18 protein-coding genes are annotated in these 19,161 nt (G+C 59.7%); 9 read left to right on the top strand and 9 right to left on the bottom strand.

Annotated features, from left to right (window positions below):
• The first annotated feature begins 1 nt into the window (after nucleotide 1).
• The 4 genes from CFB10_RS21330 (at nucleotide 2) to CFB10_RS21345 (ending at nucleotide 5,840) form a co-directional block, all read left to right on the top strand.
• The gene (locus tag CFB10_RS21330; RefSeq protein WP_026363399.1) at nucleotides 2-844 is read left to right on the top strand and encodes a class I fructose-bisphosphate aldolase; all 843 of its coding nucleotides are present in this window, start codon (nucleotides 2-4) and stop codon (nucleotides 842-844) included.
• Nucleotides 837-2,336, top strand: a complete 1,500-nt coding sequence (locus tag CFB10_RS21335) for an FGGY-family carbohydrate kinase (RefSeq protein ID WP_026363398.1) — start codon at nucleotides 837-839, stop codon at nucleotides 2,334-2,336. Before CFB10_RS21330 ends, CFB10_RS21335 begins: the two co-directional genes overlap by 8 nt.
• Before the next feature lie 279 nt (nucleotides 2,337-2,615).
• Nucleotides 2,616-4,820 (top strand): methyl-accepting chemotaxis protein, encoded by a 2,205-nt coding sequence (locus CFB10_RS21340; RefSeq protein ID WP_020009184.1) that lies wholly within the window; start codon nucleotides 2,616-2,618, stop codon nucleotides 4,818-4,820.
• 114 nt (nucleotides 4,821-4,934) lie between these two features.
• On the top strand, nucleotides 4,935-5,840 hold the full coding sequence (locus tag CFB10_RS21345) for a LysR substrate-binding domain-containing protein (RefSeq protein WP_003505935.1): 906 nt from the start codon (nucleotides 4,935-4,937) through the stop codon (nucleotides 5,838-5,840).
• 63 nt (nucleotides 5,841-5,903) lie between these two features.
• On the opposite strand, the gene CFB10_RS21350 is transcribed toward CFB10_RS21345, so the two are convergent.
• Nucleotides 5,904-6,596 carry an SDR family NAD(P)-dependent oxidoreductase gene (locus tag CFB10_RS21350; RefSeq protein ID WP_026363397.1) on the bottom strand — a complete coding sequence of 231 codons (693 nt, stop codon included), beginning with the start codon at nucleotides 6,594-6,596 and terminating at the stop codon, nucleotides 5,904-5,906.
• Between the two features lie 10 nt (nucleotides 6,597-6,606).
• Nucleotides 6,607-7,809, bottom strand: coding sequence for a pyridoxal phosphate-dependent aminotransferase (locus CFB10_RS21355; protein WP_020009182.1), 1,203 nt, complete (start codon nucleotides 7,807-7,809; stop codon nucleotides 6,607-6,609).
• Nucleotides 7,810-8,235: 426 nt separating this feature from the next.
• Here CFB10_RS21355 and CFB10_RS21360 point away from each other — a divergent pair, with 426 nt between their 5' ends.
• Genes CFB10_RS21360 through CFB10_RS21375 form a run of 4 tightly spaced genes read left to right on the top strand, consistent with a single transcriptional unit; the run spans nucleotide 8,236 to nucleotide 12,184 of the window.
• On the top strand, nucleotides 8,236-9,168 hold the full coding sequence (locus tag CFB10_RS21360) for an ABC transporter permease (RefSeq protein ID WP_020009181.1): 933 nt from the start codon (nucleotides 8,236-8,238) through the stop codon (nucleotides 9,166-9,168).
• Nucleotides 9,165-9,968, top strand: coding sequence for an ABC transporter permease (locus CFB10_RS21365; RefSeq protein WP_020009180.1), 804 nt, complete (start codon nucleotides 9,165-9,167; stop codon nucleotides 9,966-9,968). The genes CFB10_RS21360 and CFB10_RS21365 overlap by 4 nt, the downstream gene beginning before the upstream one ends.
• 25 nt (nucleotides 9,969-9,993) lie before the next feature.
• Entirely contained in the window at nucleotides 9,994-11,070 is a 1,077-nt protein-coding gene (locus tag CFB10_RS21370) for an ABC transporter substrate-binding protein (protein ID WP_020009179.1), read from the top strand.
• Nucleotides 11,071-11,080: 10 nt separating this feature from the next.
• Nucleotides 11,081-12,184, top strand: a complete 1,104-nt coding sequence (locus CFB10_RS21375) for an ABC transporter ATP-binding protein (protein ID WP_020009178.1) — start codon at nucleotides 11,081-11,083, stop codon at nucleotides 12,182-12,184.
• A 135-nt stretch (nucleotides 12,185-12,319) separates the two neighbouring features.
• On the opposite strand, the gene CFB10_RS21380 is transcribed toward CFB10_RS21375, so the two are convergent.
• The 6 genes from CFB10_RS21380 to CFB10_RS21405 are packed head-to-tail and all read right to left on the bottom strand — an operon-like array spanning nucleotide 12,320 to nucleotide 17,114.
• Nucleotides 12,320-13,087 carry a 5-oxoprolinase subunit PxpA gene (locus CFB10_RS21380; RefSeq protein ID WP_020009177.1) on the bottom strand — a complete coding sequence of 256 codons (768 nt, stop codon included), beginning with the start codon at nucleotides 13,085-13,087 and terminating at the stop codon, nucleotides 12,320-12,322.
• A gap of 26 nt (nucleotides 13,088-13,113) precedes the next feature.
• Complete coding sequence (locus CFB10_RS21385) at nucleotides 13,114-14,112, bottom strand: biotin-dependent carboxyltransferase family protein (protein ID WP_020009176.1); 999 nt, start codon at nucleotides 14,110-14,112, stop codon at nucleotides 13,114-13,116.
• Complete coding sequence (gene pxpB / locus CFB10_RS21390; RefSeq protein WP_020009175.1) at nucleotides 14,109-14,822, bottom strand: 5-oxoprolinase subunit PxpB; 714 nt, start codon at nucleotides 14,820-14,822, stop codon at nucleotides 14,109-14,111. The genes CFB10_RS21385 and pxpB overlap by 4 nt, the downstream gene beginning before the upstream one ends.
• On the bottom strand, nucleotides 14,819-15,259 hold the full coding sequence (locus CFB10_RS21395) for a biotin/lipoyl-containing protein (protein WP_020009174.1): 441 nt from the start codon (nucleotides 15,257-15,259) through the stop codon (nucleotides 14,819-14,821). The genes pxpB and CFB10_RS21395 overlap by 4 nt, the downstream gene beginning before the upstream one ends.
• Nucleotides 15,256-16,653 (bottom strand): acetyl-CoA carboxylase biotin carboxylase subunit, encoded by a 1,398-nt coding sequence (gene accC, locus CFB10_RS21400; protein ID WP_020009173.1) that lies wholly within the window; start codon nucleotides 16,651-16,653, stop codon nucleotides 15,256-15,258. Before accC ends, CFB10_RS21395 begins: the two co-directional genes overlap by 4 nt.
• A complete protein-coding gene (locus CFB10_RS21405) occupies nucleotides 16,650-17,114 on the bottom strand; it encodes a biotin/lipoyl-containing protein (RefSeq protein ID WP_026363396.1) in 465 nt (154 codons plus the stop codon). The genes accC and CFB10_RS21405 overlap by 4 nt, the downstream gene beginning before the upstream one ends.
• A gap of 194 nt (nucleotides 17,115-17,308) precedes the next feature.
• On the opposite strand from CFB10_RS21405, the gene CFB10_RS21410 reads away from it, so the two are divergent.
• On the top strand, nucleotides 17,309-18,235 hold the full coding sequence (locus CFB10_RS21410) for a DMT family transporter (protein ID WP_026363395.1): 927 nt from the start codon (nucleotides 17,309-17,311) through the stop codon (nucleotides 18,233-18,235).
• Here the strand turns inward: CFB10_RS21410 and CFB10_RS21415 are convergent.
• Complete coding sequence (locus CFB10_RS21415) at nucleotides 18,216-19,133, bottom strand: DMT family transporter (RefSeq protein ID WP_020009170.1); 918 nt, start codon at nucleotides 19,131-19,133, stop codon at nucleotides 18,216-18,218. The genes CFB10_RS21410 and CFB10_RS21415 overlap by 20 nt on opposite strands.
• Nucleotides 19,134-19,161: the final 28 nt, after the last annotated feature.

Here is a 19,161-nt window from a genome sequence, read left to right on the forward strand (position 1 = left end):
GATGCGGATTTCGAAAAAGGCGCGCATGAACCGGCTGTTTCGCAATGGCGGCTGCCTTGATGTGGCCATCGATCACGGGGTTTGCAACGAGCCGAGCTTCCTCGTCGGACTGGAGGATATGGCGCAGACCGTGGACAGGCTGGTCGAGGCTGGTCCCGATGCGATCCAGATGGCCTATGGGCAGGCCGATCTGCTGCAGCAGCGGCCGGAGCGCGACAAGCCGGCTCTCGTCATGCGTATCGATATGGGCAATCCCTATAATTCCACCCGCCACAGAAACATGTGGTCGCAGCTCCAGAACCATCACGATCCGATCATCGGTGCGCTGGAGATGGATGCCGCCTGCGTCGTCGTGAACCTGTTCATGCTGCCGGACGAGCCGGACCTGTTTCGTCAATGCGTCGAAAACATCAGCCGCGTGCGGGCGGATTGCCACCGTTTCGGCATGCCGCTGATGATCGAACCTTTGGTGATGCTGCCCAATGATGTGCGCGGCGGTTATCAGGTGGATGGCGATGCCGAAAAGATCGTCACGCTGGTGCGTCTTGCCTCGGAAATGGGAGCCGATATCATCAAGGCCGATCCGACCAGCGATCCACGCGATTTTCACAAGGTGATCGAAGCCGCGCGGTGCCCGGTGCTGGTGCGGGGCGGGGGGCGTGAGGACTTGCGCAATGTACTGGCAAAATCGGCGGCTCTGGTGGCCGAGGGTGCGAACGGCATGGTCTATGGCCGCAATATCTACCAGCACGACAATCCCAAGGCCGTCGTTGCAGCGCTGATGGCCATCATCCATCAGGGTGCGGGTGGCGAGGAAGCATGGGATATCTATAATCGTGGCTGACAAAAATCACATATTGGGTCTCGATGTCGGCAACACGGTCATCAAGGCCGTGCTGTTCGACACGGCGGGCCGGCAGATCGCGCAACACGCCATCGACGGACAGTCGACATTCCCTCAGCCCGGCTATGTCGAGCGCGATCTTGAGGAATTATGGCAGAACGGCTGCGAGGCGATCCGCCAGCTGCTGGTAAAATCCTCTGTCGATCCCTCCAGCATTCTGGCGGTGGGCTGCGCCGGCCACGGCAATGGTCTTTACCTTCTGGACAAGAACCAGCAGCCCCTGATCGGCATCCAGTCGCTCGACAGCCGCGCCGCCGATGTGGCGGCCGAGCTTGACCGGAAAAGCGGAGCGCAGTTGCAGGCTCGCTGCCTGCAGCGGCCATGGCCTGCGCAAACACCCAGCCTGCTTGCCTGGGTCAAACGGCATGCGCCCGATCTATACGGGCAGATCGGCACGGTCCTGTTCTGCAAGGATTTCGTCAATTTCCGCCTGACGGATTGCCTTGCCAACGATATTTCGGACCTCAGTGGTGCGGGGCTGCTGGCCTTGCCGGAAGCGCGGCTCGACCGCGAGCTCCTGTCACTTTACGATCTTGAGGACGGGTTCGCGTTCTTCCCCCGTCTCGTGGAATCGGCTGATATTGTCGGCCATGTGACAAGCGGGGCTGCTGACATCACGGGGCTGCCCGAAGGCATACCCGTCATTGGCGGTTTCTTTGATGTGGTCTCCAGCGCCATGGGGTCGGGCGTCATCAATGCCGGGGAAGCGTCCATCATCGCTGGCACCTGGAGCATCAATCAGGTTTTCGCAGACAAACCGGTCATCAGTCCCGATGTCTTCATGGTCACGACCTTTGGCCGTGACCGCTATGTCAATATCGAATCCAGCGCCACCTCCGCCGCCAATCTTGAATGGTACGTGCATCGTGTTCGCGGCGACCATGGCGACCATGCCTTCGAGCGCTGCAACGAATTGGTCGGCTCCGTCACGCCGCGCGCCGACGATCCTTTCTTCCATCCGTTCATTTTCGGATCGCGGCTGGGTGCGGAATTTCGGGGCGGCTTTTACGGCCTCGCGGGGTGGCATGGCGAGGGCCACATGTTGCGCGCCCTGTTCGAAGGGGTGTGTTTCGAACATCGCCGTCATATCGGTGTCCTGCGCGAAGCGGGATTGCCGGTGGAAAGCGCCGTGATGTCCGGCGGCGGTTCCCGCAGCCAGCATTGGCCGCAGATCATGGCTGATGTTCTGGAAATTCCGCTGCGTGTCGCGGAGGCCCGCGAGACGGGCGCGCTCGGTGCGGCCATTGGCGCGGCCGTGGCGATTGGGCTTTATCCTGATTATGAGGAGGCGGTTGCGGCGATGACACGGGTTGCGAATACTTACCAGCCGAATGCTGCGCAAATCTCGCACTATGGGCGGCGTTATGGTCTCTATGCGGAATTGACCGCACAGTTGCGTGGCTTCTGGAGCGCCTTGAGGTTACCGCAATAGTTCCCGGCTTCGGCAGAGCGTAATTGCGCACTGCATCAAGCAGAGCCCCTGCGCAGAGGAAGTATCTATGCAGGGGTAAAATATCGCGTAATAGTTTGTATATACTTCAATATTACAACTTTATAAAGTATTGGTGTTCTTTAATTGCACGTGAAAAATAGATCTTAAAGTAAATCTTAAACATAAATTCTTAAGCTCACTCTCCAGCCCGGTCGCCAACAGTTGCGCACACACCCGTAACTCCCGCCACCGTCGCAGCATAGTTTTGGGGGATGGGACATGCTTTTTAAATCGACGACGGGTCGGAATATTTTTGCGGTCGCCGCGTGCGGTGTCCTTGCGACGATCACGGCCTCGGCCGTGCTGTTTTATCGGTCCATGGAGGATACGAGGGCCAACAATCTCGAGCGTATACGGCAGATCGCCCATGCCGAAGCGCTAGCGACCGAAAAGACTATCGGCGGCACCATTCATATCGTCAACAGCCTCGCCTCGGTTCTGGAGGCGATGAAACAGTCAGGTGATGCGGACCGGGGCAAGGCCGATCAGATCATTCACCAGATGCTGGCCAATAACCCTGATATCCTTGGTCTCTGGACCGGATGGGAGCCAAATGCGTTTGACGGCAAGGACGCGGATTTCGCTAACAGGCAAGGCCATGATGCGACCGGCCGGTACATACCCTATTGGGTGCGCAGCGGCGACAAAATAGGTAATACCGCTTTGACCGACTATGCCACCGCAGGCCCGGGCGATTATTATCAATTGCCCTTCACCCTGAAGAAAACGGTCGTCGTCGAACCCTATTTTTATGCAATCGACGGCAAGGAGGTTCTTATTACCTCGATCGCCAAGCCGGTTATGGTTGATGGCAAACCGCTGGGGGTTGCCGGCCTCGACCTGTCGCTTGATGAAACAAGCAAGGCGCTTTCGACCGTGCGGCCCATGGGAACGGGTTTCGTCAGTCTCGTCAGCGGCGGCGGCAAGATCATCAGCCATCCGGATGCGGCGATCATGGGAAAAAGCCTTGCGGATGGCGGTGCGCAGACCGCCGGCTGGGACCAGCTGATTGCAAACCCCGGTGCGGAGCGGGAGATCACTGCACAGGACGGAACGGCGTCCTTCGCCATCGCCTTGCCGGTCATGCTGACACAGGACATGAAATGGTACGCAATCATCTCGGTGCCGGAAGAAACGGTGTTTGCGCAGCTGCATGCAATGATGCGTGACGCCGCCGTGACGATCGTGACGGCCACCGTGCTGCTGGCGCTGGCGGGATGGTTCATTGCGCGGCGGTTCATCGGGCGCATCGCCAATATCATCGGTGAGACCGCCCAGATCGCACAGGGAAATCTTCAGCTGACCCTGAAGGATATCGAGACAAGGGACGAGATCGGCGATCTTGCCCGCTCACTTGACGTTTTGCGCGAAAACAATCGACAAAAGGCTGCGCTGGAACAGCAGGCGGAAAGCAACCGCACGCTTGGCGAAGAAGAGCGCGCGGTTCGGGAACGCACGGCCGCTGATGAGGCGAGCAGCATTCGCTTTGCCGTCGACAGTCTGGCCTATGCGCTGGCGAAGCTCGCCGATGGCGATGTGTCCTGCCGCATCGACGATCCCTTTGTCGAGCAGCTCGATGCGGTGCGGAGCGACTTCAACGGCTCGGCCGGGAAATTGCAGGATGCGCTTCTGCGGGTATCGGAAAATGCCTCCGGCATCGATGCCGGCGCCAATGAAATCAAGGCGGCGTCCGATGATCTGGCGCGGCGAACCGAGCAGCAGGCGGCATCCGTTGAAGAAACCGCTGCCGCCCTTGAGGAGATCACGATAACGGTAAAGGATGCCGCGAACCGTGCACATGAGGCGGGCCGGCTCGTTTCCCGCACGCGCGTCGGCGCGGAACGGTCGGGTGAGGTCGTTCGGCAGGCCGTGCTGGCGATGGAGCGGATAGAGAAATCGTCCAACGAGATTTCCAGCATCATCGGCGTGATCGACGAGATCGCCTTCCAGACGAATTTGCTGGCGCTGAATGCCGGGGTGGAAGCGGCGCGTGCCGGCGAGGCGGGCAAGGGTTTTGCCGTGGTGGCGCAGGAAGTGCGTGAGCTTGCCCAACGCTCCGCCGGTGCTGCGAAAGAAATCAAGTCGCTGATCAGCAAGTCGAACCAGCAGGTCGAAGAGGGCGTGCATCTTGTCGGCGATACCGGCAAGGCGCTCGATGTCATCGTTGCCGAAGTGCAGGAGATCAACCAGCACGTCGCCGCGATCGTGGAATCCGCGCAGGAACAGTCGTCCGGCCTTCAGCAGATCAACGTTGCCGTCAACCAGATGGATCAGGACACGCAGAAAAATGCCGCGATGGTCGAGGAGATGACCGCCGCAAGCCATACGCTTGCGACGGAGGTCGATGCGCTGAACCGGCTGCTCGGCCAGTTCGAACTCGGTCAGGGAACAGGTGCCCATCGGGGTTCTCTCAGGGCGGCCTGATCGGACGCCTTCGCCATCGGCGCTGTTGGGGCCGACGGGGAAATGGAAGATGGACTTTGTCTGCAAATTGAGCATCTTATTCCTGCAAGCAAGTAATGGGATGATCAACAGCAGATGGATATCAGGCGCCTGAAATCGTTTATCACGATTGTCGACATGGGTAGCATAACCAGGGCGGCCGATGTGCTGCATATCGCCCAGCCGGCGCTTAGCCAGCAACTGGCAAGCATCGAGGAGCATTTCCGCCAGAAACTGCTGACCCGAAGCCAGCAGGGCGTGGTCATGACCGATGCCGGCAAGGTCGTCTACAGGCATGCGCAGGTCATTCTGCGACAGATGGAGCAGGCGCAGGCGGAGGCTCTGGAAGCCGGCGCTGTGCTTTCCGGCAAGGTATCGGTGGGGCTTGCGCCCTTCAGCAGCGCCGCCACGCTCTCGCTGCGTCTGATGGAAGAAACCAAGCGGCTTCATCCCGGCATTCTGCTGCACATCACGGAAAGCGTCAGCCAGCCCTATAGCCAGATGATCATGAATGGGCGTTTGGAAATGGGCCTGATTCACGGAACCGGGCCGATCCGGGGCGTCAAGTTCACGCCGCTATTGCGTGAGGAATTTGTGCTGGTCGTGCATCGCAGCTTCGGCGTGGAACCGGGCGATGCGCCGATCACGGTTGCTGATCTGGCGTTTCTCCCTTTCCTTCTACCGCCGACCTATAATTTCGTACGCCGCGCCATCAATCTCGCTTTCACCCGCAGCCGCAAGGATTTGATCGTCATGGCGGAGCTGGAATCGGTAAGGACCATCGCGCGCGGCGTGGATGCCGGGCTTGGCGCGACCATAACGCCCAAGGCCATCGCTGACCGTATCGTGGCGGAATCCAATGAAGAAATCGTCGTCAGGCAGATCGCCAGCCCGATGATCGAGGAAACGCTGTCCTTCTGCGTATCGGACAATACGCCGCTCTCCGAGCCGGCGCTGGCCGTCAAGGAGATATTGTTGCAACTGGCGGAGACCCTGAAATAAAAGGGTCAGGCCGGTTTTAAAGCTGCGCGCGGCATGGTCTTTCCGTACCGCGCGCAAAAAAGCTTAAAGCATTGATTCTTTGCGGCAATTCACTAGCAGTTCGGCCACTGAAAGATTGTTCGGCAGGCGAAGCAGGGTTTCCACCATTTCGGCGAGATCGTCCGGCTGGGTCATATCCTCGCGGCTGACTTCCGTTTCGCCTGCTGTCATATCGGTTGCGATATAACCGGGGCAGAGGGCGGTGGCGCGCACGCCGCTGTCCCACAACTCCTGGCGGATTCCGTGGGTGAGGGCGACGACGGCGAATTTCGTCATTGCATAACCGACATTGGAGCCAACGCGGCGACCAGCCAGCGAGGCGACGTTGATGACCCTGCCCTGTCCGGACCTGACGAGATGGGGAATGGCGGCGCGCGTTACTCTCAACGGCCCCTTGACGTTGATGCGCCACATCTGGTCGAGGCTTTCTTCGCCCGCATCCATGACCCGGACCTTGGGGTTGATGCCGGCGCAATTTACCAGACCATCGATCCGGCCATATCTTGTTGCGACGGCTTCAACCCAGGCCTCGGCCGAGCCCGTCTCTTCCGCATCGTATCGATCAGCTGAAAGCCGGTCCTTTACCGCAACAGCGGCCGGACTTCGCGCTCCCGCCGCGACGGTGAAACCGGCTTCGTGAAGCCTCTTGGCGATCGCAAGGCCAAGGCCCCGCGATGCGCCGGAAACCATGATGACACGGCCACTTCCTCCCAACATATTGCTCTCCCTATTTCATTCCATTGCAGAATTCGGCGATGCGGGCGCAGCCTTCGGCCAGGTTCTCCATGCTGGTGGCATAAGAGAGCCGGAAGAAGGGGCTCATGCCATAGGCCGCGCCCTGCACGGTCGCAACGTGATGCTCGGCGAGAAGCGCCATGACGAAATCGGTGTCGTTCTCGATCTTCGTGCCGCCCTTCGTCGTCTTGCCGATCAGCGCCCCGATGTTCGGGAAGATGTAAAAGGCGCCTTCCGGCTTGTGGCAGCGGATGCCGTCGATCTCGGCGAGCTTGCCGAGCACGAAGTCGCGGCGCGTCTTGTAGATATCGGCGCGCTCCTTCAGCAGATCCTGCGGACCGTCGAGAACCGCGACGGCGGCAGCCTGCACGATGGTTGCGACACCACCGCTGTTTTGGGTGTTGACGTTGCTGATGGCCTTGATGAGATCCTTCGGCCCACCGCAGTAACCAAGACGCCAGCCGGTCATGGCATAGGCTTTCGATGCGCCGTTGACGGTCAGAACCCGATCATAGAGCCGCGGTTCGACTTCGGCGATGGTGCAGAATTCGAAGTCGTCATAGATCAGATGCTCATACATGTCGTCGGTCATGATCCAGACATGCGGATGCCGCAGCATGACTTCGGCGATCTCTTTCATTTCCGCTCGCGAGCAGGCGGCGCCGGTGGGGTTGTTGGGAAAGTTGAAAAGCAGCCATTTGGTTTTCGGGGTGATGGCGGCTTCGAGATCTTCGGCCCGCAGGCGGAAACCGTTATTTTCGGGGCAAACCACCGGCACCGGCACGGCGCCCGAAAACTTGACGATATCGGCATAGCTGATCCACGACGGTGCGGGGATGACGACTTCGTCGCCCGGGTCGCAGGTGGCCATGATGGCATTGAAGATGATCTGCTTGCCGCCGCCCGCCACCAGAATCTGGCTCGGATCGTAATCCAGATTGTTATCACGTTTGAACTTCCGCTGGATGGCGGCGCGCAGGGCAGGCGTTCCGTCAGCGGGCGGATATTTCGTATCGCCGGCAAGGGCTGCCGCATGCGCCGCTTCCACCGCGTGGACAGGGGTCGGGAAATCCGGCTCGCCGGAAGACAGGCTGATGACCTTGATACCCTTCGCCGCGAGGTCGCGGGCTTTCTGGGTCATGGCAAGCGAGGCTGAAACGGTGACGTTGTTAAGGCGTTGGGCAATAGCGGGCATGGATCATTTCCGATTGTAACGGTGAAGGCAGGCATCTTCGTGGTGCCAGTGCATGACAAAGAGGTTACGGGAAATTTCCGCCGTTTCCCCAATACGACTTCGATGTGAGGTCATACGGGATTTTGATGCATCGCCTTCACAGGACCCAAGTCCATACTCGTATGCGATGACCTAAGAGCAATAAACTATTATGCAGCGCGTCGGCTTAGCCCCTAAGCTCCTGACAACAACAAGGGAACGACGCATCGGGCGATATTACCCAAAGAGGTAACCGGCGCGAAAATGCAGAAACATGCGACAGGGGCCGGCAAAAGACCGGATACCTCGACAGGGAGCACACCCAGCAAATTCTAGTCATAGGGCTTGGACGATTTCGTTCGGCACAACGCGATGCCTCGTGCCGTATTCAACGCGACGGGAGTATAGATGTCGGATATTGCGATCATGGAACCACATGCCCCGCCACGCCGTGGAGTTTCCGGCTGGAAAGCCATCGAGCGCCGGCTGTTTTCGCCCGGCATACTCATCCTGCCGCTCCTGATCTTTCTCACGATCTTTTTCTTCTGGCCGGCAATTCGGTTGATGACCTTCAGCGTCATGACGCAGAATTCGCAGGGGTTGATCGGTGCCCCCTTCACGCTTGCCCACTATGCGAGGTTTTTCGAGGTCGATCTCTACCAGAAAGTGCTCTGGGCGACCATCCGCATCAGCCTGATCACTTCGGTTCTCGCGGCCATACTCGCCTATCCGGTCGCGACCGTTCTCGTGCGCGGCAATATCGTCACAACCCGTATCATCACGCTGATCGTCATCGCACCGCTGGCCGTCAGCGTCGTGGTTCGCGCTTACGGCTGGCAGCTCATTCTCGGCAACGGCCCGACCGGTCTCTTGAATTACGTGCTGATGAATCTGGGCGTCATAGATAGCCCGCTGACGCTGCTTTTTTCGGATGCGGCCGTCATCATCGGCTCTCTCCACATCTTCTTCCCGATGATGGTGCTGCCGCTGTCTTCCGCTCTTGGCAAGATCGATCCCAATCTGCAGCAGGCCGCTCGCACGCTCGGAGCACCCGCCTGGAAGGTGTTCCTGCGGATCACCTTCCCGCTCAGCCTTCCCGGCCTTGTGGCGGGCTTCACACTGGTGTTTTCGCTCGCCTCTGCATCCTACGTCATTCCCGCGTTGATCGGCGGTCCCGGTTCGCAAATGCTTGGCAACATGGTCGAGCAGCAGGTTCTCGCGGTCTATGACTGGCCGTTCGGCGCGACCATCGCCACCATTCTCGTCCTCATCGTCATTCTGATTAACGCCGTCTCGATGAGGCTGCTCGGCGGGCGTCGTATCAAGGCAAGTGCATCATGAACAACAAGCTGACAGGCACTCCCGCCATCGTCCTTTACGCGATCACCGCTGCTATGATGGTCTTCATTCTGGCTCCGATCGTCCTCGTCGTCGCCATCTCGTTTTCCGACAGCTATTTCGTTACCTTCCCGCCGCAGGGTTTCACCTTCCGCTGGTATGCGGCGGTAATGCAGAACGAGGAATTCACGGCCGGGCTCACCTTCAGTGCGGCGCTTGCGGTGGCGACCACCGTGCTTTCGCTGGCACTTGGCGTTCCCGCAGCCTTCGCGCTCTCCCGGGGTAAATTCATCGGCCGCTCGCTGATGAAAGGGCTGCTGCTTTCGCCGCTGATCTTCCCCGTGCTGGTGACCGGCCTTGCGCTGTTGCAGCTCTTTTCCGGCTATGGCTGGATGGACACCAAGCTGAAGCTTTTGATCGCTCACACAGTGGTGACATCGCCCTATGTGATCCGCACGGTTCTGACCAGCCTCCAGCTCGTCAATACGAGCCTTGAGGAAGCGGCGCGCACGCTTGGCGCTACCCGCTGGAAAACCTTCACGCGGGTGATCTTTCCGCAGATCGCGCCCGGCGTCGCCTCCGGCTCGATCTTCTGCTTCATGGTTTCTTTCGACAATTATCCCGTTTCGATGTGGCTGGCCGATTCCGCGAACCTGCCCGTGCCCATCGTTCTCTATCGCCAGATCGGCACGGTTTTCGATCCTTCGGTCGCGACCATGTCCACCATCATCATCGCTCTGGCGGTTACCGTCGTGCTCGTCCTCGACAGGCTGGTGGGTCTGCGTCGGGCAATGGCTATGTAAATCAACAACAAGAGGGGTACCGGAAATGACAGACAAGTCCATCATCATGAAACGGCGCAGTTTTCTGACAGTCACCGCTGCTACGCTCGCCACACCCTATTTTTATACCGCGGCTTCCGCACAGGACCGCACCATGTATGTAGGCGTCTATAATTCGGCGCAGGGCGGGCTGATCAAGAAGGAAGTGATCCCGGCCTTTGAAAAAGAATATAAGTGCCGGGTCCTGACAACAGAAGGCGCAACGCTTGCTAACATCGCCACGCTGCGCGCCACCCGCGAAAATCCGCAATATAGCGTGATGTCGATGGACGATGTCGGCGTTCCCCAGGCCAAAGAAGAAGGCCTGATCGAGCAATTGCCGGCGGACGAAATTCCGAACCTCAAGAACGTCTATTCCCGCTATCTTTTCGAAGACAATTTCGGCGTCGGTTTTGCGATTTCGATTGCCGGCCTGTTCTATAATCCGACAACGGGCAAGCCGTTCGAAAGCTACGAACAGATGTTCGACAAGAAATATGCCCGCCGTATGCTTTTGAATACGCCGAAGAACACCCAGAGCGTTCTGATGCTGATGGTGGCGGCCGCACTTGCGACCGGCAAGCCGCTGAAAGAAGCGCAATACGATACGGATGCCGGCTGGGCGAAACTTGCCGATCTGAAGCCGAATGTCCTGTCGATCTACGATGCGGAAGCGCAGACCATGATGGTCGCGCAGGGCCAGGCGGATTTCGGCGGCATCGAATATTCCAAGGCCGTTTATCCGCACACTAAAAAGGGCGTGCCGCTGGACATGACCTTCCCGAAGGAGGGCGCATTCACCGGCATCAATTCCATCGCGCTCGTAAAGGGCGGGCCGCACCGCGATCTTGCGCTTGCCTATATCAACCGCATCCTCGATCCGGGCGTGCAGAAGATGCTGTCGGAAGCGACGCTCAGCGCCCCCTCGGTCAAGGGCATCGAGTTCAGCGAAGAGACGGCGAAGTTCCTTGCCTATCCGGAAGCGAAGATGGAATCGCTCAACCTCTTCACGCCGGACTGGAAATACATCATTCCGCGCCGCGCCCAATGGCTTGAAAAATATAACCAGACCTTTAACGGCTGAGGAAACGCAGATGAAATCCGTAGAAGTTCGCCTGGAAAGACTGACCAAGCACTACAGCGGTCAGGTCGTTGCCGTCGATGATGTTTCGCTTACCGTCAAAGCAGGGGAAATCCTGGCGCTTCTCGGTCCGAGCGGATGCGGGAAAACGACGTGCCTTCGCATGATTGCTGGGCTCGTCGATCCCACCTCGGGTGAAATCGTGGTCGGCGGCAAGCCGACCACGCGCACCCCGGTTCATCGCCGCAATGTCGGTATGCTCTTCCAGAACTACGCCCTCTTTCCCCATATGACCGTTGCCGAAAATGTGGCTTTCGGCCTCGAGATGCGGGGCGTTTCCAAGGCGGATCGGCAAGGGCGCGTGAAGCAGGCGCTCGATCTCGTTCAGCTGCACGCCTTCGGCGACCGGCTGCCGGCGCAGCTTTCCGGCGGCCAGCAGCAGCGCGTGGCGCTGGCGCGTGCGCTGGTGATCGAACCTTCGATGCTGCTTCTGGACGAGCCGCTTGGCGCACTTGACAAGGGCCTGAGGGAAAGCATGCAGGTTGAAATCCGCAGCCTGCAGCAGCGGCTTGGCCTCACCACCATCATGGTGACGCATGACCAGGATGAGGCCCTGACCATGGCGGACCAGATCGCCGTGATGCGGGACGGTAATCTCGAGCAGATCGCACCGGCAGGCGAAATCTACCAGAAGCCGCTGACGCGCTTCGTCGCCGGTTTCATCGGCGCCTCGAACTTCTTCGAGGCGAATGTCAAGGAACGCAACGGCCGCGCCGCACGGCTTGTGACCGGTACCGGTGTACGACTGGATGTGGATGACATGGGAGCAGTTCAGGGCGACAAGGTTGTTGTCACCGTTCGTCCCGAAGCCATCTCCGTCGCACCGCTTGCTGCCGATGTGGGTGAAAACGCCAGCAATTCCACCACGGCGCGGGTGGAGCAGGTGGTCTATCGCGGTTTCATGCTGCACTACTACCTGCGTCTGGACAATGGCGAGCCGATGATCGCCTACCGGCAGACCCAAACGGAAGGGTTCACCAATGCCGTCAGCGCTGCCGGCGACCGGGTGAAGCTGAGCTGGACAAACGACAGCAATCACGTGATCCAGCTGAATTGATAGGCCGTTGGCCGGATCGGTTCACTGGTTCGGCCGACGAACAAGACCTGAAAATTTAACGGCACCGTGCTCCAGAAATAATGCACGGTGCCGTAATTGTTTGCGTGTCTATGATAAGGGGAAAGCGGGCAGCCCTCAGGCGACCACTTCGCGGGCCGGCACGACGCTGCCGCCGCAGGCTTCCACTTCGCTGCGCACCGTGCGTGCAAGCTCCAGCGAGCCGGGCGTATCGCTGTGGACGAGGATCGATCTGGCGCGAACGGGGATGATTTCACCTTCGATCGTCGTGACCGTGCCTTTTTCGAGAAACTGGCGCACCCGTGCGCGAACTTTTCCCTCTTCCTTGATGACGGAATTTGGCAGCTTGCGCGGCACAAGTTGACCTTTCACATCATAGGCCCGGTCAGCGAGAAAGAGGTTGAGCACTTTCAGCCCGCAGTCCAGCGCGGCCTTTTCGATCAGCATGTCCGGCATCGAAAACACGATGAGATTGGGATCGACCGCTTTGATCTTTTTCATGATCCGCTTGGCAAGGGCCGGGTCGCGGTTGATCATGTTGCCCATGGCGGCATGGAAGCTGATGTGAGAAAGCGCGACATCCTGCGCCTTCGCAATCGCCGAAAGCGCGCCGAGCTGGTAGAGAACCTGCTGTTCCATTTCCTCCGCATCGACGGGAATTTCGCGGCGGCCGAAGCCGAGACGGTCGGCAAGGCCCGGATGTGCGCCTACACCAACGCCGTTCTGCTTGGCCAGACGCACCATGCGCGCCATCATTTCCGGATCGCCCGCATGGAATCCGCAGGCGATATTTGCCGAAGAGACGACTTCCATAAGTTTCTCGTCGTCGCAGACCTTATAGACGCCGAAACCTTCGCCCATATCGGAATTAACATCGATCTTCATGGTTCCCTCTCCCTTGTTTTTCAGGATTATCGTTTTGTGAACGTGCCGAGTGCGGCGCTGACCATCGGCAGGGTCTTGCGGATATCTGCGAAATAGGCGTCGATCGCCTGTTCGACGTCCAGCGCCTCACGCACCGTCGCCTGCACGAAGCGGATGCGGCTGCCGATGCGCGCCTGTCCGAGCCGCCACAGATCGCTGTCGATTATACCGGCCATCTTGGGATAACCGCCGGCCGTATTGGCGTCGCTCATCTGGATGATAGGCTCGCCGCTTGGCGGCACCTGCACCACGCCGGGAATGACGCCGTAAGAACGCAGCTCCACCGGGGCGGAAAGTGTCATCGGCGTGCCGGCAAGCCGGTAGCCGGTGCGGTCGCTCTGCGAGGTGATTTTCCAGGCTTCCGACCAGAAACGTTCAGCACCTTCGCCGAAAAGATCGTGTTCGGCCGCTGGAATGGCGCGCAGCAGCAATTCGCCATTGTCGGACACCGGAAACATATCTGGCATCGCATCGGCAAGCGGCATGACGCCAAGGCCGTTTGCGGGCAGTGGCGAGGCCTCGGATGGCAGAAGCGCAAGCCTGTCGCCGGTGGCGAGATGTCGTCCTTCGTGGCCACCAAAGGAGCCGCGAAGCGAAGTGCTGCGCGATCCCATCACCACGGGAACATCGATGCCGCCCTGAAGGCAGAGACAGGCACGCGCATTCTTCAGCGGCGTCGAAAGCTCGAGTATTTGACCTTTTTCAGCCCGAGTACACCAGTAGGGTGGCAGGTCCGCACCATCGAGCCGCGCGGCGCAATCCGCGCCGGTCACGGCGAAGGTCAAGGCCTCTTCGAATTCGATGCGGAAAGGGAAGGTCTGGATTTCAATCGCGGCGGCGTCTTCGCCGTTGCCGACAAGAATATTGCCGACCCTGAGCGCGATGGGGTCCATCGCGCCCGTGGCGGTGATGCCGATATTGCGGTAACCCGCGCGGCCGAGATCCTGGACGGTGTTCAGTGGTCCGCAGGCAAGAATATGGATCATAGTTCGATCCTTTCGGGAAGGAAGCGAACGCGGTCACCGGGCGCCAGCACCGCCGGCTGCTCGGCGGTGGCGTCGAACATGGTGATTTCGGTGAAACCCAGCGAATTCCAGCCATTCGGTCCGGTCAGAACCGAGATGCCGGACTGCATGCCGCCAATCGTCACCATGCCCTTCAACATGCGAAGCGACGGGACTTTCTTGCGCGGCATGAAAATGCGCGGATCGAGACCGCCGAGATAACCGAAGCCCGGCGCGCTGCCGACGGCGAAAACCGTATAGGTCCGCTCGAAATGCAGGCGCACGACTTCCTTGTCCGGCAGGTCCGAATAATCGCAGATCGCGGCAAGGTCGATGGCGTGCTCGCCGCCATAGGTGGTCGGCACCTCGATGGTCTTGCCCAGAAGATCAAGTTCGCTGGTGCGTTGCCAGATGTCGAGAAGCTCGTCCTGCAAACGCCCGGCATCTTCAGGCGTGCGACGTAGCACGATCAGGAGGTTGGTCATGCCGGGTATGAGTTCCAGCACCTCGGGGCGGTCCTTCAGCGCGCGCGCCAGCGCCCAGATGCGCCGCTGCGCGGGCAAGTCCAGCTCGCCGGGCGCTTCGATCAGAAACGTTTTGTTGCCGATCATCGAGATTTTTGGCAGGCCCAGATGGGCGGGGGAAAGGTGGGGCGTTTTCAGCGAGGTATTGCTCATCGACGTCACCATCATGCTTCGGTCTTGAGAAGGGGAGAGCCATATCCAACAAGCGCACCGGCTTCTGCCGCCACTTCGGTGACGGTGCCGGCCTTGTCGGCGATCACCGGAACGATCGCGGGTCCGACTGTCACGAATGCGACGATTTCGCCCTTCGCTACCGATTTTCCTGTCTGGATCGGACGGTCGGGGCGTTGCGGATGGGCGGGCGTGAAGATGCCGGCAATCGGCGCGCGGGCAAGGATGTCCCCCGTCTTTGCCGGCGCCCTGGCCGTCTCAGCGGGCCGCGGCGCGGCTGGGGCCTGGCCTCCTGCCATGGCAACGATCTTCAGTGACCCATCCGGCGTCTCTATTTCGATGGCGGACACGTTGTTGCGCTCAAGGTGAGCGGCAAGATCGGCAATGATGCCGGGCTCGCTATAGCGGGATATCGAAACAGACTGTCGCTTCATTTTGAACTCCGCGCTGCAAGCCAATGTTCGAGATAGTGGATATCCGTGCCGCCTTCGGAGAAGGCCGGGTCTTCGAATATTTCCCGATGCAGCGGCAGGTTGGTGGAGACGCCTTCGATGCGCATTTCGCCAAGCGCGCGCCGCATGCGCGTGATCGCCTGCTCGCGCGTCGGCGCGTGGACGATCAGCTTGGCGATCAGGGAATCGTAATGCGCCGAAATGCGATAACCCGCCGTCACATGCGTATCGACCCGCACACCGGGCCCACCCGGCAGGTGAAGTGCCGTGACCAGGCCGGGGCAGGGAACGAAGCTGTAGGGGTCTTCGGCATTGATGCGGCACTCGATCGAATGCCCCTCGCAGACAATGTCTTCCTGCGAGATTTCAAGCGGATGACCGAGAGCGACGAGAAGCTGCTGGCGCACCAGATCCACCCCCGAGGTCATTTCCGTCACCGGATGTTCGACCTGCAGGCGGGTATTCATTTCGATGAAGTAAAATTCGCCGTTTTCATAGAGAAACTCGAAGGTGCCGACGCCGCGATAACCGATCTGGCGGCAGGCCTCGACGCAGCGATTGCCGACAAAGGCGGCAACATCAGGCGGGATGCCGATGGCCGGGCCTTCCTCGACGACCTTCTGGTGTCGCCGCTGCATGGAGCAATCGCGCAGACCCACCCAGACGCCGCCGCCCTGTCCATCGCAGAGAACCTGAATTTCGACATGGCGCGGATGTTCGAGGAATTTCTCGATATAGAGTTCCGGCGTTCCGAATGCGCGGCTCGCCTCTTCGCGCGTGACGAGGACGGCGTCCTGAAGGGTGGAGGCGTCACGAACGACGCGCATGCCGCGCCCACCCCCGCCGCCGGCTGCCTTGACGATGACGGGATAACCGATTTCGGCGGCGATTTTCGAAACCTCCGCCATGTCGTCCGGCAGCGCGGAATCGGGGCCGGGAACGCAGGGCACGCCGGCCTCCATCATCGCCCGCTTGGCCGCGATCTTGTCACCCATGGTGCGGATGGCGTCGGCGCGCGGGCCGATGAAAACTGCACCCGCTTCCTCCACCGCTTGCGAAAAGGATGCCCTTTCGGACAGAAAACCATAACCGGGATGAACTGCACCGGCGCCCGTCAGTTTCATGGCAAGCAGGATAGCAGGCACGTTGAGATAGCTCTGGCCGGGAGAGGCCGGGCCGATGCAGATGGCGGTATCGGCCGCTTTCAGATAGTCGGCGTCCTTGTCAGCTTCCGAATAGACCATGATGGTTTTCAGGCCGAGTTCACGGCAGGCGCGCTGCACGCGGAGTGCGATCTCGCCGCGATTGGCGATGAGGACGCTGTCGAATGCTCTTTGATCGGCCGTTCCAGCCTTTGGCAGGGAAGCATCCATCATGCAAACTCCAGCACCGGCTGTCCAAGCTCGACGTCTTCACCGTCATTGACCAGAAACCTTGCGATCTTGCCGCTGCGCTCCGCCCTGACGGTACTGAAGACTTTCATGGCTTCGATGATGAAGAGTTCCTGTCCTTCCGCGACCTCATCGCCGGCTTCGGCGAAAGGCGGCGTGCCGGGGCTTGGGGCGCGATGGAAAAGACCGAATGAGGGTGCCGTTACGATGCAGGATGGTCCCGCAGCCGCTGCGGCGGATGCCGGGGCCTGTTCTTCGGCGCGGGGTGTCTCAGGTGCCGCTTCCGTCACCGGAAAAGCCTTGGGCTGCGGCGATGGCGATTGCGGTGAAACGGCGCTGTTTTCGCGAATGATCCGGACCGTGGTTCCCTCCTGGCTCACGGTCAATTCGGACACTCGCGAAGAGCCGACAAACTCGATCAGTTTCTTGATCTTTTCCAGATCCATATTGGTTTCCAACGTCTTTTTTGTCCCCACGGCGGCGGGTAAGCGGAGCGGAATCCGCACCCTGTCCATCAGCAACAGCTACCATGGAGGCGGGATTGATGGGGTCAGACGAAGTTTCTATGGACGTTGCTTTGCGGTTTGATATCCGGCCGCCGCGTGGTGAAACGGTTCGAAGACGTCCGAAGGAACGAACCATGGATTCCCGCAAAGGCATTCTCCTCAAAATCTCTGCAGCGCTCGCTCTTGTGCTGATGGGCGCGTGTATCAGCGGTCTCAGGGGCGAAATACCCATCGGGCAGGTCGTGTTCTTCAGATCGGCGGTGGCCATGCTGCCGCTCTGTCTGTGGATGGCCGTTCAGGGCGGATTTCGAGAACAGGTCGCCACCAGTCACATTGGCGGGCATCTGGTGAGAAGTTTTTCCGGCACCGGCGGCATGGTCTTCAGCTATCTGGCGCTTTCTTACATTCCGCTCGCCGATGCGACGGCCATCAGCTATGCCACGCCGCTCTTCACCGTCATTCTGGCGGTCTTTCTTTTGAAGGAGGTCGTCAGGATTTATCGCTGGACGGCGGTGGTCTTCGGTCTGTGCGGCATCGTGCTTATCCTGTCGCCGCATTTTTCCTTCGATGTTGCCGATATTACTTCGGACACTGGCGTTGCCATGCTCGGCGGTCTTTTTGGTCTGGCCGCCGCTTTTTTCTCGGCCATATCGATGATCCAGATCCGGCATTTGACACAGACGGAAAATACCGGCGCGATCATCTTCTATTTCACTCTCCTCACAACGGTGATCGGTTTTGCCAGCATCGGCATGGGCTGGACAATGCCGAACGCCTGGCAATGGACCCTGCTGATCGGCACCGGTCTCATTGGTGGGATCGCGCAGATACTGGTGACGCTGAGCCTGCGTTATGCCGAGGCTTCACTGCTGGCGCCGTTTGACTATACGACGATGATCTGGGCGCTGTTGATCGGTTACACCTTCATGGATCAGGTTCCGGCCCTGACAACCATTCTCGGAGCCTCGATCGTGGTTGCCGCCGGCTTGTTCACCTTGTGGCGGGAAAGGCTGATGCACAAAAAGCGCGCCACGGAACAGCTTACGCTGTCGGCTCCCTGACGGCCTGCTTCATCAGCCGGTTTTCGCGCCACATGGCAAAAAGCCCGGCGGCGATGACCGTCAAAGCGCCAATGATGGTCGCACCTGTCGGCACTTCGGCCATGAACAGATAACCGAGGGCGATCGCCCAGATCATCGTGGTGTAATCGAACGGCGCCAGCAGCGAGGCCTGGGCATGGCGCAGGCTGAGAGTCATGGTGATCTGGCCGATGCCGCCGGCAAGACCGCCGCCGGCGAGCAGCAGGAACTGGTTGAAATCCGGCATCTTCCATCCAAATCCAAGCGTGGCGAAGCCGGCGACGACACCCGTCAATGTATAGATGAGTACGATGCGCGACGGCTTTTCGACACTGTTCAGGTGGCGGACGGCGATGGAGGAAAAGGCAGCGCAAAGCGCGCCGGTCAGCGCCAGCGCCGTTCCGATCATCGCAATGCTGTCGATCCGGGCGGAGCCCGGCGCGGCGTCAAACACAAGGTTCGGCGAGAGCGTGATGAAGACGCCGATGAAGCCCGTCAGTACGGCGGACCAGCGATATATCCGCACTTTTTCGCGCAAAAGCAGCGCGGCCAGCATGATGGTGAAAAGCGGTGTCGTGTAGCTCAGCACCGTGACATTCACCAGCGGCAGATAGGCGAGCGCCAGAAAACCGAAGAACATGCCGCCCAATCCAGCCGAGCTGCCCGCAAGCAGGCGGCCGATATTTTTCGCGGCCGGCACGGCTATTCGCTCGGAGGAGGCGATGAACCAGAGACAGAGGGGAATGAGGGCAAAAAATCCCCGGCAGAAGACGACTTCGCCGACCGGAATCGCCCCCTCCAAACCCTTCACGCAGGCGGACATGACTGTGAATGCCAGCATGGCCGCCAGCTTGAGCAAAATACCGGTCTTAGGATCCATCCCGCTCCCCATCGCAGCAAAAACCGTG

The sequence above is a fragment of the Agrobacterium sp. 719_389 genome (assembly GCF_900188475.1).
GTDB lineage: Bacteria > Pseudomonadota > Alphaproteobacteria > Rhizobiales > Rhizobiaceae > Agrobacterium > Agrobacterium radiobacter.